Source organism: Mesorhizobium sp. M0317 (genome assembly GCF_040321555.1).
Lineage (GTDB): Bacteria > Pseudomonadota > Alphaproteobacteria > Rhizobiales > Rhizobiaceae > Mesorhizobium.
Window position 1 is genome coordinate 1 of record NZ_JAMYRV010000074.1, and the last position, 15,878, is coordinate 15,878.

Genomic DNA, 15,878 nt, shown 5'->3' on the forward strand with positions numbered 1-15,878 from the left:
ATCAACAAGCGATTCGTGTGTCATCGCAGTGTAGAATCACACCCGATTCCGCAGGGCAATACCTATCTTAGCGCCTATGCCCTTGTGGGGAGGTCGGACCGCAGGTCCGGGTGGGGGTGCTAGCGCTGACAGTGGGGGATGTGGATTTCCTCTTCCCTCACGAAAGTCTGGGAGAGGAACCCAAGACGGCGGAGGTCCGCGCAGACCCCCACCCCGATCCGCTTTGCGGATCGACCCTCCCCACAAGGGGGAGGGTAAAGTGCCCTCACCCGGCCATGGCCAGCGGCACTGCGCTCTTGTTGGGGATCTGGATGTCGATCTCCAGCGTCGACATGGTCTCGCCGCGGTCCATCGAGACTTGCAGATAATCCTGGTCGATCTGCACATGCTTGGCGATCACCGCCATGATCTCTTCGCGCAGGATGGAGACGAGATCGGGCTGGCTGCGGTTGCGGCGCTCATAGGCGAGAAGCACTTGCAGCCGTTCGCGCGCCACCGGCGCGCTGGTGCGCCGCTTGAAGATGTCGAGCAGGTTCATGCCGCCCTCCTTCCCAAAAGACGATCCAGGAAGCCCTTGCGCTCGAAGGGCACGATGACCGGCAGCTGTTCGCCCTCGAGCCGCTTGGCCGCGTCGATGTAAGCCTTGGCAGCGGCGTTCAGCGGCTCCGACAGCGTCACCGGCGAACCGAGGTTGGAGGCGCGCAGCACATCCTGGCTCTCGGGGATAATGCCGAGCAGCGGCACCGACAGGATCTCCAGCACATCGTCGATGGACAGCATTTCACCGCGCGCGGCGCGTCCCGCATCGTAGCGCGTGACCAGCACGTGCTTGGCGATCTGCTCGCCCTCCTCGGCGCGCAAGGTGCGGGAATCGAGCAGGCCGATGATGCGGTCGGAATCGCGCACCGACGACACTTCAGGATTGGTGACGATGACCGCCTCGTCGGCAAAGCGCATGGCGAGCTGCGCGCCGCGCTCGATGCCGGCCGGGCTGTCGCAGAAGACATAATCGAAGACCGAGCGCAGCTTGCCGATGACCTCGGCCACGCCCTCCTCGGTCAGCGCATCCTTGTCGCGCGTCTGCGAGGCCGGCAGCAGGAACAGCGTCTCGACCCGCTTGTCGCGGATCAGCGCCTGCGACAGCTTTGCCGAGCCCTGGATGACGTTGACGAGATCGAACACCACGCGCCGTTCGGCGCCCATGATCAAATCGAGGTTGCGCAGGCCGACATCGAAATCGACCAGCGCCACCTTCTTGCCGGTCTTGGCGACCGCCGCCCCCAGAGCCGCGGTAGAGGTCGTCTTGCCGACGCCCCCCTTGCCCGAGGTGACCACCACTACCTTGCCCATCAATAAAGCCTCCGTTGTTGTTCGTTATGTCGTTGTCGGGCGAGACGCATTAGCTGAAAGGGGCGATGCGCAGCATGCCGTTGTCGAGAAATGCCTGCACAGGCTTGCCCCGGACTGACGGGTCCATCTCCTCGGCCGTGCAATACCAGCCATCGACCGAGAGAAGCTCGGCCTCGTTCCTGCGGCAGAAGACACGCGCGGCGGTATTGCCCTGCGCCCCTGCCGACGCGCGGCCGCGCAGCGTGCCATAGACGTGGATCGAGCCGGTGGCGACGATCTCGGAGCCGGACGCGACGGAGCCCAGCACGATGACATCGCCATGCGGGTGGAAGATCAGCTGCCCTGAACGGATCGGCGAGCGGATCATCAGCGTGCTGGCGTCGGGTGCGGCGATTTTGGCGTCTTTCGGCTGTGCCTTGGCATCGCTCGCCGGTTTCAAATCGCCCGCCTTCAAATCGCCGGCCTCTGCCTTGATGTCACCGGCCGCCTTTATGTCGCTTCCTGCAGTGGCGTCCTCCGCCCTGCCCGCCTTGCGGCTGGGCTGCAGCAGACCGTCGGTGGTCGCCTCCTTGGCGCCGACCAGCACCGGCGGCAGGTGCGCGCCAAGCTCGGCGCCGCCGTCGAGTTCGATGGCATAGATGCGGATGCCGCGCTGGCCGAGCAAATCGACCAACGCTTCGATGGCGACGACATCCGGCTTCAGCACGTTCAGGTCAAGCACCACCGGGCGCCCGGCAAAATAGCCCGGCGAGTTGCCGACCCAGCGATCCAAGCTCTCCAGCCAAACATCCAAAGGCGCCTCCGGCGTCAACGTGAAAGCGACGAAGGAGCGGGCGCGAAAGCGAATGGACTTGGCCTCGAGGGGAGCGGCAAAGGTCACGGCGGGCGATTCCTTACTGAGAGGTAAACGCTAGCCGTGGTATGGTTAATGAAAGGTTAATGAACTGAATAACCGCATGGCAGATCGGACGCCAATTGGCGACACAGACCGCGACATTCACGAAACTAAGCGCGATTGCTAAGGAACAACGCTGGCGTTGCAAGGGCTATCTAAAGTATCACCACTGGGTGAAATCTGGGGCTTGGCGAGATGAAGTTCTTTCGTGTGGCGTTGGCGGCAATCACCGCCGCGGCAATCTACCTGCCGTCCGCGGCAAGCGGCGGCGAGATCGCTTGCGCAACCACCTACGCCGGCCGGCGAATCACCCTCGTTGTCCCCAACGCTGCCGGCGGCGGCTATGATACCTATGCCCGTGCATTTGCGCCGGCCCTTGCCAGCACGACCGAGCTCGATGTCAGGGTCGTGAATATGCCCGCGGCAGGCGGATTTGCGGCGCTAAAGCGTGTAACCAATGCGCCATCCGACGAACTGGTCCTTATGATTGAAAGCGTCTCCGACATAATTTCGCAAGGTGACATTCCGGCTGGCGTCGACAACTGGATGAATCGGCTAAATCCGATAGGACTGATTCACATCGATCCCGAAGCGTGGATCGTTCGGAACGATGTCGATTTGCAAAGCGCCAAACATCTGGTCGCGTCGGTTTCATCGCTTGAAGCCGGCATCCTGCCGATAGTGCTCACCGCGCACCTCCTCGATATCAAGGTCGACGTGGTCTCGGGCTATGAAGGCAGCGGCGCACTCATGTCCGCGCTCCTGCGTGGCGAAGGCGATATGACATCCAATTCATTGACGACAGGCTTGCGCTCGACCGCCGCAGGCGAAGCCAAAGTCGGTCTGGTTCTCACGGAGGGACCTGACCCGAACGCGCCAGGCGTGGCTTTCCTGGCGGGTGAAGGAGGGTTGGTGTGGCAGCGCAGCCAAGGCCTTTCCAAGGAGAAGCAGGAAGAACGATTGCGGTTGGCCATCGCCGTCGCGAAAGCTTCGGCGACAGCGCGGGGATTTTTTGCCCCTGCCGACATGGAGCAGAAATCGCTAGGTTGTCTTCGTGACGCCGTCTCCGCCGCGGTCAAGAGCGATGGGTTCAAGGTGGCGCTTGAAGCTCAGAAACGTCCAATCGAGCCGCGCGACGCTGACCAGACCGTAATCGTGATCAACGATATGCTCAGTGCCTTCCATGAGGCGGAAGCGTATCTGAAAAAACACCCGGAACTCGAGCGGGATGCGCGAGCAACGCGCTGATGACCGGATATTGGGCTGCCCTCGGCACTGGACTGGGCAATGTATTCTCCTGGCCGAACATACTGATCCCGGTGCTTGGCACCTTGGTTGCCATGGCTACGTCCTTTCTTCCAGGGATTGGCGGCGCCAGCCTTGCAACCCTTCTGCTGGTCGCAACCGTGCATTGGGATCCGGTATCGGTGTTGTTGCTGTTTGGCGCCCTTACCGGCGGCGCGACCTTCATGGGATCTATAACGGCTATCCTCTTCAACATACCGGGCAATGCGCCAAGCGCGGCAACCCTGCTCGACGGCCATCCGATGTCCAGGGCCGGCCTGCCTCGCACCGCGATAGCCGCCGCGGCAACGGCCTCGGCCGTCGGATCGTTTTTTGGCGTCCTCGTCCTCATAGCGCTCATGCCGATCATTCGGCCGTTCATCCTGCAATTCGGACCGTTTGAATACGTGCTGCTCGGCGTGTGGGGCCTGTCGACGATCATTGCGGTTCCAAGCGCGTCCCGTCTGAAAGCGCTGGCGATGGCGCTGCTGGGGCTTTTGGTCGGTCTTGTCGGAACTGATCCGACCTATGGCCAACCACGCTGGACGTTTGGGAGCATCGCTCTCTTCGACGGCGTCGACATGGTCGCGCTGCTGCTTGGCTTTTTCACCGTTTCTGAAATCATCTCGTGGCGAAAAAGATTGCAGCTTGAAAAAGCGGCTGGCCTGGAAAACGCGAACGACTCGATCTGGACCGGTATGCTTGCTGTCTTTCGTCATTGGGGACTAACAATGCGATCGTCGGCCATCGGCGTGTTGGTCGGCATCATTCCAGGTGTTGGAGGAACGGTCGCCAGCTTCGTTGCCTACGGGCAGGCGATCCAGACAACCCCCAAGGACCAGCGCTCAAGGTTCGGATCTGGTGACATCAGGGGCATCATTGCGCCGGAAGCGGCCGTCGATTCGAAGGACGGAGGCTCGCTTCTGCCGACCGTTGCCTTCGGCCTTCCCGGCAGCGAGGGCGGCTTGATCCTGCTGACAGTCCTGACGGTACACGGCATCGTTCCGGGCATACCGATGCTGACGACCGGCTTGCCCCTGACGTTCACGTTGATTACCGCGCTGCTGCTGTCGAACCTGCTGACGTCCGCAGTGGGATTGGCGTTGACACCATATTTTGCGCGCCTGACTGCTCTCAGGATCGACCGCATCGCGCTCCCGATCATTGTCGTCAGCTTCGTGACGATCGTGCAGCTAAACGGGCTGCTGATCGATCTGTACGTAGCCGTCGCTTTCGGGCTGGCCGGCTACATGCTGAAGCGCCTCGACTGGCCGCAAATTCCTTTTGTCATATCATTCGTCCTGGGCGGCTTCATCGAGCGAAACCTGGCGCTCAGTGTGGAGTTGGCCCGTGTCGGCAGGCTGAACCCTCTACAACGGCCGGCGTCGTTGACGATCATGGTCATAATCGCGCTTTCCCTCGCATGGATCGTGCGCGGTGGTGTTTTGCCGCCGCGACGTGTCAAGCCAAAGCGTGCCGATGCCGCAGTCGCATGGCTGTTGACCGGTGGATGCGCTGTGCTGGCAGCGATATCGCTCCAAGGGCAGCCAGGCTATTCGATCTTCGCGCAGGCCGTGGCCTGGTGTTGTCTGTTTGCGATGCTCGCGGTCGCCCTTGTGCAAACGATCTCGCTTGTTGGCCACGAGAAACAGGGAGGCGGACTGACCCATACGATCCCGGAAAGCCATCGTGTGCCGTTGATGATGATGCTCCTGTTGCCGGCCGCTGTCTGGCTGGCGGGCCTCCCGGCGGCGCTATCCCTGTTTACCCTGATATGGATTGCAGCCGGTCAGAAGCTGACCTTGAAGTCGGCGGCACTGGCATCTTGCACCTCGGTTGCGGTCGCAGTGGCGACCTGGTTTTATCTCGATCGGATAGCCGCTATCGACCTTCCCGCTTCTGCGATGTCGCACTTATTCTAGTGGTCGGGCTACATCCTGACGGCGACGATTTCGTATCTAGGAATTGTCTGGACGCTGTCGGCAGCGGCAAGCGGGGAAACGCTTTTCCCGGTATGATGCTGCTCCGAGCCGACAATCGTCAGGTTGGATTGCTTCAGCATATCCGCAAGGTCTGAATATGTAGTGCGATCTTCATGTAGCGGTTCATCCCAGAGCGCTTCGACGGCCGTCTTCAGCTCCGCCACGGCAGCGGCAGGAAAATGCGCCGCGACGGCGGCCTTCTCGATGGTCGAAAGCCTTCGGCCGATTTCAGCACTGCTGCGAGGCCCCCTCGGCTGGTCTTTTTCCGATAGCAACCTCTGGGAGAGAAGCAGGCGTCCGCCAGGCTTGAGATTACGTGCCCAACTGTCGACCACCTGCTGGCGTGCGCTGCGGTCGAAGAAATTAAGAACGCTATGCGCGACAACTGCCTGCACCGGCGCACAGTCGCAACCGCGAATGTCGGCGCGGTGGGTCTCGAGCGCAAAACCGGCGGAGCGGGCAAACAGCCTGTTCTGTTCGACCGTCGTTTCACAGCGATCGATCAGCACAAATTCGGGCTCGATGCCGACCGGCCTCGTTTGGCCCAGAACCATTGCCGCCAGGCCGGTGTCGGCCGCGCCCGACAGGAGAATCCGACAGCGTCCCTCCTGGGCCACGGCAGCCAATTCACGTCCAAAGAACCCCCCGCCGGCCGGCTTGGCACCTTTCGATTCCAGCAGGCGGATCATGCTCCACGTGCGATGGTAGGGCCTGCACCCATGGCTCGGGTCACACAGCACCTCAGCCCAATCAAACGAAAAACGGGCAAGTTGCGTGAGTGGTTCGTCGGTGTGGATCGAGATCCGTTGCCCTGCCGGTGGGCTTTCTCGCGGGCCGTTCATTGCGAATGCATCTTCCTTCGCCGGGCCATTCTTGTTCTCCAAAGCCATCTCACTGGCCATATCCAGCGGCCCGACTGAATGAATTGGTAAGATCTGGCTGAAGGCAGGAAGTCGATTCTCCCGGTGCCGGAACTGTCGATGGCCGCGAATGCAACTTTCAACGCTGCGATGATGTGGCCACGTCGTTCCTCACGGGCGGCTGCGCCACCTTTGAACTTCGGAAAAGTCGGATTGGGGTTGACCTCGAATATCACCAGTGCGCCGTCACGCAACGTGTAGTCCACGCGGCCGAACTGGATATGGCCCGTATTGCAGGCGCGAAGCAGGTCCTCAGCGTGCGGATTGTCCTTTACGAAGGCGAGTTCCTCGCGCACGAAATCCGGGTCGGTGCTGCTTGCCGATGACTTAACGTTCCAGTCCATGGACCTAAGTACGTGCTGGGACACAATAGCGTTCCCAATGCGGAATGCGCCATACTTTCGATAGTAGCCGTTCGAATCGCGATCGGCTTCGAAGGAGACGGCGATGCGCCGCTTCATCGGCTTGGCGTTGCCCTGGAGCACGGCGATCGCCTCTTCAAGTTGGCGTGGGTTTTCCAGAAGCTTCGTTTCCGGCCCCCAAAAGCCATCTTCCATCCGGATAAAAACAGGGTAGCGGGTTGGTCGCTCATCCTGCTCCAGACGCGATACTTCGACCGGGTTGATTCCTCTAATATGAAGCCGGCGGAGCAGGGCGAACCGCTCCAGGACAGTCGCTGGATGGTTTAGAATTCGAGCATCAGGGTCGGCGCGCTTTGCGGCTTCGGCAATATCCGCCGCCGCCATCATTTCCATGCCGTTCAGATACTCAAAATCCGTAAAAACCAAGGTACCCGCGGGAAAGTTCAGTCGGCGGAAGACTGACTGATAGGTTTCCATGCGCAAAAGCGGCAACAAGTGCCCTGCCGACGAAATCAGCCGCCGCATCGGCGTCTGATTCAACTCGTGCACCAACACTGTGATCATCGTTGCTCGCCACCCCGTCTCGACGTCGTATAGAGAAAGTGGCGAGAGTGTCTACAGGCACGCTGGTGCCGCGAAGTGGTTGGCACTTCGTATCGCGGCATCTGGGCTGCTTCGCCGGCGTCGGCACCGTCCGCTTACGGATGTTGTGATGGCCAGCACGGATCAATTTGGGCGCAAAGCTGTCAGAAATGACGGCCTCTGTCGCGACTGCCAAAGTGATAAGTGTCAACAAGACACTCTGAAAGATCGTCCTAGCCCTCCGATCAGGACGTCGCCCGCCTCTTTCCCTCAATCCCCCGCGCCGCCTGCTCAACCGCCGCCCTGTCCGCGCCCAGCCTGTCGATCAGCTCCTGTGCCTCGTCGCCCGATATGCCGGTGCGCACGGCGAGTTCCTCGACGGTCAGCACGTCGGTGCTGGCGATCTCGCGCGGCAGGGCGTCGTCGGCGGTCAGCGGCAGAGCGGCTTCGCGGTCGATTTCGGCCTCGGCCCGGTGCCAGTGGTGCTCGGGGTCGCCAGTGCCTTCGCGCTCCCAGATCTGGTAGGCGCGCTGCTGTATCTTATGATGGCGGTCGTCTTCCATGGTGGTTCCTCCCCTGGGCTTTGAGGACGATCCGAACGACCCCAGAAATCGCGCGGTCGCAATCGTTCGCGGCGCCCTTCGCGCTGGCTATTCGCATTGCCGTCTCGGCCCGCCGGAATATGGCTGGTAGCTGTTGTCTTCCGGACGGTAGGAGCGATAGCGGCTGAAGCAGGAGGCGACATGGTCCGGTTCGCCGCCGGCAGCCGCGTAGGCGCCCGCGCCCTCGACATAGCTTGCCTCTCGCGGCGCGACGCGGTCGGCGGCGAGATAGGGCGATACGCAGGTGCGCTGCTGTCCGCTATAGGACATGTAGCTGTTGTCGTCGGGATCGTAGGAGCGGTAGCGGCTGGCGCACCAGGCGAGATGCGGCGGCGGCAGTTCGGTCCGCGCGATGGCGCCGGTGACTGTGGGATCGGGCTGCTGCCTGGCCGGGTCCTGGGCTGGCTCCCTGGCGGCGATGTCGGCATGCGCGGACTGCTCGGGCGGCAGACGTTCGAAGTCCTGCGCCGTCTTGTCCACCGGCCGCGCTTCCCGGGTCCACAGTTCCGCCACGACTGACGGTGGGCCTTGCCTCCCGCACAGGCTTGGCGGCAAGCAGCCAGGCTGCGAAAACCAGCCCGCTGCCGAACACCGCAAGGGTCAGCACGAAGCCGCCGACCAGTCCCAAAATCGCTTTCACTCGACACTCCTTGTGTCCCTGCCAATAAAATGCGGGACATCACGGCTTGTTCCAGAAAAGCAGGCGCGAGGGACCTAAGTCTGACCGACCCACAACCGGCAGCTCGCCGAGAACCGGGTGCGGCGCGATTTTTTTCGACGGTGAAAATCAAGGGAGCGGTCGAGCCATTGGGCCAGATCACGTCCCGGCTATTCCGCCGCCTCGGCATAATCCACGGGCACATAGTTGAGGATCGGCCCAAGCCAGCGCTCGGCATCGGCCAGCGGCATGGCTTTGCGGCGGGCATAGTCCTCGACCTGGTCGCGCTCGACTTTGGCGACGCCGAAATAATAGCTTTCGGGATGGGCGAGATAGATGCCGGACACAGACGAGCCCGGCCACATCGCATAGCTCTCGGTCAGGCCGACGCCGGCATTGCGCTCGCCGTCGAGCAGCCGGAACAAGGTCGCCTTCTCGGTATGATCGGGCTGCGCGGGATAGCCGGGCGCGGGGCGGATGCCGCGATAGGGCTCGCCGATCAGTTCATCCGGCGCCAGCGTCTCGTCGGCGGCGTAACCCCAGAATTCCTTGCGCACCTTCTCGTGCATGCGCTCGGCGAAAGCTTCGGCGAAACGATCGGCCAGCGCCTTGACCATGATCGAGGAATAATCGTCATTGGCGCGCTCGAAGCGCTCTGATATCGCCACCTCCTCGATCCCCGCGGTGACGATGAAGCCGCCGATATAGTCCGGCTTGCCGCTGTCGGCCGGCGCGACGAAATCCGACAGCGCGACATTGGCCTTGCCGTCGCGCTTGGTCAGTTGCTGGCGCAGCGTGAAAAAGGTTGCCAGTTCCTGCGAGCGTGCCTCATCCGTGAACAGCCTGATGTCGTCGCCGACGGCGTTCGCCGGCCAGAAGCCGATGACGGCGCGCGGCGCGAACCATTTTTCCGCGATGATCTTTTTCAGCATCGCCTGCGCATCCTCGAAAAGCTGGCGTGCCGCCGGTCCCTGCTTCTCGTCGTCGAGGATCTTGGGGTAACGCCCTTTCAACTCCCAGGTCTGGAAGAACGGCGTCCAGTCGATGTAGCGCGAGAGCTCCGTCAGGTCCCAGTTGCCGAAAACCTTGACGCCGGTGAAGGACGGCTTCGGCGGCTCATAGGTCGACCAGTCGACCTTGTGCGCATTGGCCCTGGCCTTGGCCAGCGGCAGCCGCTGCTTGTCGGCCTCGGAGCGGGCATGCGCGTCGGCGACCTTTTTGTACTCGGCCCGCAATGTGTCGACGTAGCCGCCCTTGGTCTCGTTCGACAGCAAGGATGACACGACGCCGACGGCGCGGCTGGCGTCATTGACATAGACCGTCTGTCCCTTGGAATAGCGCGGGTGGATCTTCACCGCCGTGTGCACGCGGCTGGTCGTGGCGCCGCCGATCAGCAGCGGAATGTCAAACCCTTCACGCTCCATCTCGGCGGCCATGTGCACCATCTCGTCCAGCGACGGGGTGATCAGGCCGGACAGGCCGATGATGTCGACATTTTGCTCGCGAGCCGTCTGCAGGATCTTCGCCGCCGGCACCATGACGCCGAGATCGATGATCTCGTAATTGTTGCAGGCCAGAACGACGCCGACGATGTTCTTGCCGATGTCGTGGACATCGCCCTTTACAGTCGCCATCAGGATTTTGCCGGCTGTCTGGCGCTCGCCATTGTCGATGCCATTGGCGGCGTTGGCCAGTTTTTCGGCCTTCATGTGCGGCAGCAATCCGGCCACCGCCTGCTTCATCACGCGCGCCGACTTCACCACTTGCGGCAGAAACATCTTTCCAGCGCCGAACAGATCGCCGACGACATTCATGCCGGCCATCAGCGGGCCTTCGATGACATGCAGAGGCCGCTCGGCCGCAAGCCGCGCCTCTTCGGTGTCGGCGTCGATGAATTCGGTGATGCCGTTGACCAGCGCATGGGAAATCCGCTGCTCGACTGTCCAGTCGCGCCAGGCGAGATCGCGCTCCCTGGCTTCCTTGCCGGCCGTGCCCTTGAAACGCTCGGCGATCTCCAGCATGCGTTCGGTGGCGGTGCCGCCGGCCCTGGGCGCGCGGTTGAGCACGACGTCCTCGCACGCTTCGCGCAGCCCCGGCTCGATCGTGTCGTAGACGGCGAGCTGGCCGGCATTGACGATGCCCATATCCATGCCGCGCTGGATGGCATGGTAGAGGAACACGGCGTGCATCGCCTCGCGCACCGGCTCGTTGCCGCGGAAGGAGAAGGACAGGTTCGAGACGCCGCCCGAGATATGCACATGCGGCAGCGTGGCGGTGATCTCGCCGGTGGCCTCGATGAAGTCGACGCCGTAATTGTCGTGCTCCTCGATGCCGGTGGCGACCGCGAAGACGTTGGGGTCGAAGACGATGTCTTCGGGCGGGAAACCGGCCTGTTCGGTGAGCAGCTTGTAGGCGCGGGTGCAGATCTCGACTTTGCGCGCCTTGGTGTCGGCCTGGCCGGCCTCGTCGAAGGCCATGACGACCACCGCCGCGCCATAGGCGCGCACCAGCTTCGCATGATGCAGAAAGGCTTCCTCGCCTTCCTTCATCGAGATAGAGTTGACCAGTGGCTTGCCCTGCACGCATTTCAGCCCGGCCTCGATGATCTCCCATTTCGAGGAGTCGACCATCACCGGAACACGGGCGATGTCGGGTTCGGCGGCGATCAAATTGAGGTACTCGACCATCGCCTTTTTCGAATCGATCAGGCCTTCATCCATGTTGATGTCGATGATCTGTGCGCCATTGGCGACCTGGTCGCGCGCCACGTCGAGCGCCGGGACATAGTCGCCCGCCGTGATCAGCTTTCGGAACTTGGCCGAGCCGGTGACGTTGGTGCGTTCGCCGACATTGACGAAGGGAATCTCGTCGGTCAGCGTGAACGGCTCCAGCCCGGACAGGCGCATCTTGCGCTCGATCTCGGGGATGGCGCGTGGCGGATATTTCTTGACAGCCTCGGCGATGGCGCGGATGTGGTCCGGCGTCGAGCCACAGCAGCCGCCGACGACGTTGACGAGCCCTTCCCGCGCAAAATCCTCGATCTGCGCGGCCATGAAGTCCGGGCTCTCGTCATAGCGGCCGAATTCATTGGGCAGGCCGGCATTCGGATAGGCGCAGACGAAGGTGTCGGCGGCGCCTGAAATTTCGGCCAGATGCGCGCGCATCGCATTTGCGCCGAGCGCGCAGTTGAGGCCGATGGTGAAGGGGTTGGCATGGCGCACCGAATGCCAGAAGGCGGTCGGCGTCTGGCCCGACAGCGTGCGGCCGGAGAGATCGGTGATGGTGCCGGAAATCATCACCGGCAGGCGCACGCCCTTTTCGATGAATATCTCGTTGCAGGCGAAGATCGCCGCCTTGGCGTTCAGCGTATCGAAGATGGTTTCAATGAGAATGATGTCGGCGCCGCCGTCGATCAGGCCGCGCAGCTGCTCGCCATAGGCCAGGCGCAGATCGTCGAAGGTGACGGCGCGGTAGCCTGGATTGTTGACGTCGGGCGACATCGAGGCGGTGCGGTTGGTCGGCCCGAGCGCGCCGGCGACGAAGCGCCGCTTGCCGTCTTCCTGCTGTGCCCTCGCCGCTGCCCGACGCACCAGTCGCGCGCCGTCCCGGTTCAGCGCGTAGACGGCATCCTCCATGCCGTAGTCCGTTTGGGCGATCGAGGTCGAGGAGAAGGTGTTGGTCTCGAGGATATCGGCGCCAGAGATGGCGTATTGATAATGTATTTCCTCGATCGCCTTCGGCTGCGTCAGGATCAAGAGGTCGTTGTTGCCCTGCTGGTGGCAGGCGCAGCCCGCGAAAGCCTCGCCGCGGAAATGCTCTTCGTCGAAGCCGAGACCCTGGATCTGCGTGCCCATGGCGCCGTCGAGGATGAGGATGCGCTCGCGTGCCGCTGCCGTCAGCGCCGCAAGCACTTCGGACCCATCGGGCTTTGCCGCGACGGGGCCGAACAATGCGTCCAGCGATGCAGAATTCTGCGACATTTTTTATCCTTGAGGCGACAACCATCACATAAGGATATCTTTATGTCAACATACGGAATGCAGGCGAACGCGTAGTGGCGAGAGTTTGGTGCGATGGTCATCCCGATCGACAATGTGACGGCGGCGGTCATCGTCGCCGCTGCGCCGTGCCTACACCACCACGTCCCGATATACCCTCACCTCGCCATCCTGGCCGCGGATGCGCCAATCCTGCCCGTCCCGTCCCTCGACATGGCATGGCCCGAGCGGCACCTTGCCGCCGCCTTCCGGCAGGTCCAGCACATAGACCGGATTGCAGATGCCCGACAGGCGGGCGCGCAGCGCGCCGGCCAGCGCCTGTCCCTGCGCAATCGTGGTGCGCCTGTGCGCCATGCCGCGCGCGAGGTCGCCATGGTGCAGGTAATAGGGTTTGACCCCGAGCCGGTACATCAGTTCGCGGCAGAGTTCCTCCAGCACCTCGACCGTGTCGTTGACGCCCTTGAGCAGGACACTCTGGTTGAGCAGCACGAAGCCTGCCTGGCGCATGACGCGGCAGGCCAATTCGGTGGCCGGCGTGATCTCCCGCGCATGGTTGAAATGGGTGACGATTGTGACCATCAGCCGGCCCCGCAAGGCGCCAACCAGCCCCGGCGTGATGCGCGCGGGCAGCACGACAGGCACGCGTGTGTGGATGCGCAGCAGCCTGACATGCGCGATCGTCTCGATGCGGGCGCGGATTTCGGCCAGCGCCTTGTCCGGCAGCGACAGCGGATCGCCGCCGGTCAGGATCACTTCGCGGATTTCGGTATGGGCTTCGATATAGGCAAAGGCGTCTTCGAGCGCCTCGCGCGTGTAGCCGCGGCCGATCGAGGTCAGAGACTCCTTGCGGAAGCAGAAGCGGCAATAGACCGCGCATTGGTAGGTCGCAAACAACAGCACGCGGTCGGCGTGGCGGTGCGTCAGTCGCGGCACCGGACTGAAGGCATGGTCGGCGATCGGATCGTCGAGCTCGCCTTCCGTTTCGGTCAGCTCATCCGGCGATGGAATGATTTGCGCGCGGATCGGATCGGCGGGATCGTTCCAGTCGATCAGGTCGAGATAGGTTTTGGGGGCACGCACCTTGTGGCGCGTAGCCGCCTCCTGCGCCGCCGCGCGCTCGGCGGGTGACAGCGGCAGCGAGGCGAGATCGCGGACGTGGCGCACGCCCGCGCGGATGTCGTTTTGCCAGGCGATGTCAGCATCGCGTCCTTCGTCGGCGATGGCCGCGTCATCGAAAGTTGAGTCTGGGATCATTGGGGCCTCGAGGCAATTCTGGCGGTGCTATCGGCCGGATGGACGGTTCGGTCAACAGCAGTGGCTCGGCGCGGATTGTCGCTGCGCTGCGATCCTTCGCATTCCCCGACTATCGCCGTAATCGACCAGCGCAGCAATTTCAGGCAATCTGACCGATAAGGCGCTCCAAGGGGAGATGGGCGCCGCCTAGGGAGGACTGCGATGAGCAAAATGCCGCGCTATGAGGATGCCGTTCAGCGCTTTCGCATCGAAGATGAGATCGCGCGGTTGTATGGCAACCCTGGAACCGGCATCAATGCCTATGTCGAATGCTGCGGCCGCTACACCGGAGAAGACCGGCTGGCGCTGCGCGCGATCTCGGCCGGCGGCGAGCTTCGCGAATTCAGCTTCGACGATCTCGCCGACATGTCGGGGCGCGCCGCCAATGTGCTCAAGGCCGCCGGCGTCGGTGCCGGCGATGTCGTCGCCGGCATGCTGCCGCGCGTCCCCGAACTGGTGGCGCTGATCCTCGGGACATGGCGCATCGGGGCGGTCTACCAGCCGCTGTTCACCGCCTTCGGCCCGAAGGCCATCGAGCACCGTCTCGGCTATAGCGGCGCCAGGATCGTGGTCACCAACCCGGCCAATCGCGGCAAGCTCGACGAGGTCGAGACATCAGCGCAAATCGCCACCATCCTTGGCAATGGCGATGTGCTGCCTGCAGGCGACATCGATTTCCGCGCCGCGCTTGGCACCGCCTCGCCCGACTGCCAGCCGGTGATGCGCAAGGGCGACGATTTGTTCATGATGATGTCGACGTCGGGAACGACCGGCCTGCCCAAGGGCGTCCCGGTGCCGCTTCGCGCCCTGCTCGCCTTCGGCGCCTATATGCGCGACGCGATCGGCTTGCTGCCCGACGACATCTTCTGGAACATCGCGGACCCCGGCTGGGCCTACGGCCTCTATTACGCCATCACCGGCCCGTTGCAGCTCGGCATCGCCACGACCTTCCATGAAGGCGCCTTCAACGCCAAGAGCACTTACGACATCATCGAGTGGCTCGGCGTCACCAGCCTTGCCGGCTCGCCGACCGCCTATCGCCTGCTGATGGCGGAAGGCGCGGAAGCTGCGGCCCGTGTCAAAGGCAGACTGCGCGTGGTGAGCAGCGCCGGCGAGCCGCTCAACCCGGAAGTCATCCGCTGGTTCGACGCAAATCTCGCCGCGCCCATTCACGACCATTACGGCCAGACCGAGAACGGCATGATGGTCAACAACCATCATGGGCTCTCGCATGTCGTGCGCGCGGGCTCGGCCGGCTTCGCCATGCCCGGATATCGCATGGTGGTACTGGACGAGGCCGGCAACGAGCTCGGCCCCAACCAGCCCGGCATCCTCGCCGTCGACATCGCGAAGTCGCCGCTGCGCTGGTTCGACGGCTATCACCAAGCCGAGACGCCGGCGATCAGGGGCGGCTACTACCGCACGGGCGACACGGTGGAGTACGAGCCGGACGGTTCGGTCTCCTTCATCGGCCGCGCCGACGATGTCATCACTTCGGCCGGCTATCGCATCGGCCCGTTCGACGTCGAAAGCGCGCTGATCGAGCATCCGGCGGTCAACGAGGCGGCCGTGGTCGGCGTACCCGATCCGCAGCGCACAGAGATCGTCAAGGCCTTCGTCGTGCTGGTGCCGGCTTACAAGGGCAACCCCGACCTCGCCGAAGAGCTTGCCCAGCACGTGAAGAAACGGCTCTCCGCGCACGCCTACCCGCGCGAGGTCGAGTTCATCACGGAACTGCCGAAGACCCCAAGCGGCAAGATCCAGCGCTTCCTGCTGAGGAAGGCGGAGGTGGAGAAGCGCAAGGCGTGATTAGGCGCCAATCTCCCCCCTCGAGGGGGAGATGTCGCCGAAGGCGACAGAGGGGGTCGTTGCGCGGGTAGCGCTAACCTCGGGTGCGGGGGGCTAAGGAGTGCGCCCGTGGCCCGCGGCGACCCCCCACAGGCCAGGCGGCC

The 15,878-nt window shown here is 63.1% G+C and carries 11 protein-coding genes and 1 pseudogene; 3 read left to right on the forward strand and 9 right to left on the reverse strand.

Translation table 11 applies throughout. The annotated features are described in order from the left end of the window. Nucleotides 1–265: 265 nt before the first annotated feature. The 3 genes from minE to minC are packed head-to-tail and all read right to left on the reverse strand — an operon-like array spanning nucleotide 266 to nucleotide 2,230. Entirely contained in the window at nucleotides 266–538 is a 273-nt protein-coding gene (gene minE / locus NKI88_RS30815) for a cell division topological specificity factor MinE (protein ID WP_023684809.1), read from the reverse strand. Continuing rightward, a complete protein-coding gene (gene minD, locus NKI88_RS30820) occupies nucleotides 535–1,350 on the reverse strand; it encodes a septum site-determining protein MinD (RefSeq protein ID WP_023670342.1) in 816 nt (271 codons plus the stop codon). The genes minE and minD overlap by 4 nt, the downstream gene beginning before the upstream one ends. A 49-nt stretch (nucleotides 1,351–1,399) precedes the next feature. Then, a complete protein-coding gene (gene minC, locus NKI88_RS30825) occupies nucleotides 1,400–2,230 on the reverse strand; it encodes a septum site-determining protein MinC (RefSeq protein ID WP_352659156.1) in 831 nt (276 codons plus the stop codon). A 210-nt stretch (nucleotides 2,231–2,440) separates the two neighbouring features. Here minC and NKI88_RS30830 point away from each other — a divergent pair, with 210 nt between their 5' ends. Continuing rightward, a complete protein-coding gene (locus NKI88_RS30830; protein ID WP_023754659.1) occupies nucleotides 2,441–3,493 on the forward strand; it encodes a Bug family tripartite tricarboxylate transporter substrate binding protein in 1,053 nt (350 codons plus the stop codon). Further along, nucleotides 3,493–5,451 carry a tripartite tricarboxylate transporter permease gene (locus NKI88_RS30835; RefSeq protein WP_352659158.1) on the forward strand — a complete coding sequence of 653 codons (1,959 nt, stop codon included), beginning with the start codon at nucleotides 3,493–3,495 and terminating at the stop codon, nucleotides 5,449–5,451. Before NKI88_RS30830 ends, NKI88_RS30835 begins: the two co-directional genes overlap by 1 nt. An 8-nt stretch (nucleotides 5,452–5,459) precedes the next feature. Here the strand turns inward: NKI88_RS30835 and NKI88_RS30840 are convergent, their stop codons facing one another. The 6 genes and pseudogenes from NKI88_RS30840 to NKI88_RS30865 all read right to left on the reverse strand — a co-directional run bounded on the left by NKI88_RS30840 (nucleotide 5,460) and on the right by NKI88_RS30865 (nucleotide 13,887). Then, a complete protein-coding gene (locus NKI88_RS30840) occupies nucleotides 5,460–6,401 on the reverse strand; it encodes a class I SAM-dependent methyltransferase (RefSeq protein ID WP_352659160.1) in 942 nt (313 codons plus the stop codon). Further along, nucleotides 6,350–7,357: a hypothetical protein gene (locus NKI88_RS30845; RefSeq protein ID WP_352659162.1), complete on the reverse strand. Its 1,008-nt coding sequence runs from the start codon at nucleotides 7,355–7,357 to the stop codon at nucleotides 6,350–6,352. Before NKI88_RS30845 ends, NKI88_RS30840 begins: the two co-directional genes overlap by 52 nt. Nucleotides 7,358–7,620: 263 nt before the next feature. Beyond that, complete coding sequence (locus NKI88_RS30850) at nucleotides 7,621–7,938, reverse strand: DUF2934 domain-containing protein (protein ID WP_023747869.1); 318 nt, start codon at nucleotides 7,936–7,938, stop codon at nucleotides 7,621–7,623. 87 nt (nucleotides 7,939–8,025) lie between these two features. Then, nucleotides 8,026–8,617: pseudogene (locus tag NKI88_RS30855) on the reverse strand (BA14K family protein). Between the two features lie 188 nt (nucleotides 8,618–8,805). Beyond that, the gene (metH, locus tag NKI88_RS30860) at nucleotides 8,806–12,615 is read right to left on the reverse strand and encodes a methionine synthase (RefSeq protein ID WP_352659164.1); all 3,810 of its coding nucleotides are present in this window, start codon (nucleotides 12,613–12,615) and stop codon (nucleotides 8,806–8,808) included. Nucleotides 12,616–12,765: 150 nt separating this feature from the next. Further along, the gene (locus tag NKI88_RS30865; RefSeq protein WP_031204246.1) at nucleotides 12,766–13,887 is read right to left on the reverse strand and encodes a KamA family radical SAM protein; all 1,122 of its coding nucleotides are present in this window, start codon (nucleotides 13,885–13,887) and stop codon (nucleotides 12,766–12,768) included. 201 nt (nucleotides 13,888–14,088) lie between these two features. Here NKI88_RS30865 and NKI88_RS30870 point away from each other — a divergent pair, with 201 nt between their 5' ends. Further along, nucleotides 14,089–15,735: an acyl-CoA synthetase gene (locus NKI88_RS30870; RefSeq protein ID WP_352659166.1), complete on the forward strand. Its 1,647-nt coding sequence runs from the start codon at nucleotides 14,089–14,091 to the stop codon at nucleotides 15,733–15,735. Nucleotides 15,736–15,878: the final 143 nt, after the last annotated feature.

Bases quoted from the DNA above. Each gene is read 5' to 3' on its own strand.
- metH (WP_352659164.1), bottom strand. From the start codon at position 12,615: ATGTCGCAGAATTCTGCATCGCTGGACGCATTGTTCGGCCCCGTCGCG.
- NKI88_RS30845 (WP_352659162.1), bottom strand. From the start codon at position 7,357: ATGATCACAGTGTTGGTGCACGAGTTGAATCAGACGCCGATGCGGCGG.
- NKI88_RS30830 (WP_023754659.1), top strand. From the start codon at position 2,441: ATGAAGTTCTTTCGTGTGGCGTTGGCGGCAATCACCGCCGCGGCAATC.
- minD (WP_023670342.1), bottom strand. From the start codon at position 1,350: ATGGGCAAGGTAGTGGTGGTCACCTCGGGCAAGGGGGGCGTCGGCAAG.
- NKI88_RS30870 (WP_352659166.1), top strand. From the start codon at position 14,089: ATGAGCAAAATGCCGCGCTATGAGGATGCCGTTCAGCGCTTTCGCATC.
- NKI88_RS30850 (WP_023747869.1), bottom strand. From the start codon at position 7,938: ATGGAAGACGACCGCCATCATAAGATACAGCAGCGCGCCTACCAGATC.
- NKI88_RS30835 (WP_352659158.1), top strand. From the start codon at position 3,493: ATGACCGGATATTGGGCTGCCCTCGGCACTGGACTGGGCAATGTATTC.
- NKI88_RS30840 (WP_352659160.1), bottom strand. From the start codon at position 6,401: ATGGCTTTGGAGAACAAGAATGGCCCGGCGAAGGAAGATGCATTCGCA.
- minE (WP_023684809.1), bottom strand. From the start codon at position 538: ATGAACCTGCTCGACATCTTCAAGCGGCGCACCAGCGCGCCGGTGGCG.
- NKI88_RS30865 (WP_031204246.1), bottom strand. From the start codon at position 13,887: ATGATCCCAGACTCAACTTTCGATGACGCGGCCATCGCCGACGAAGGA.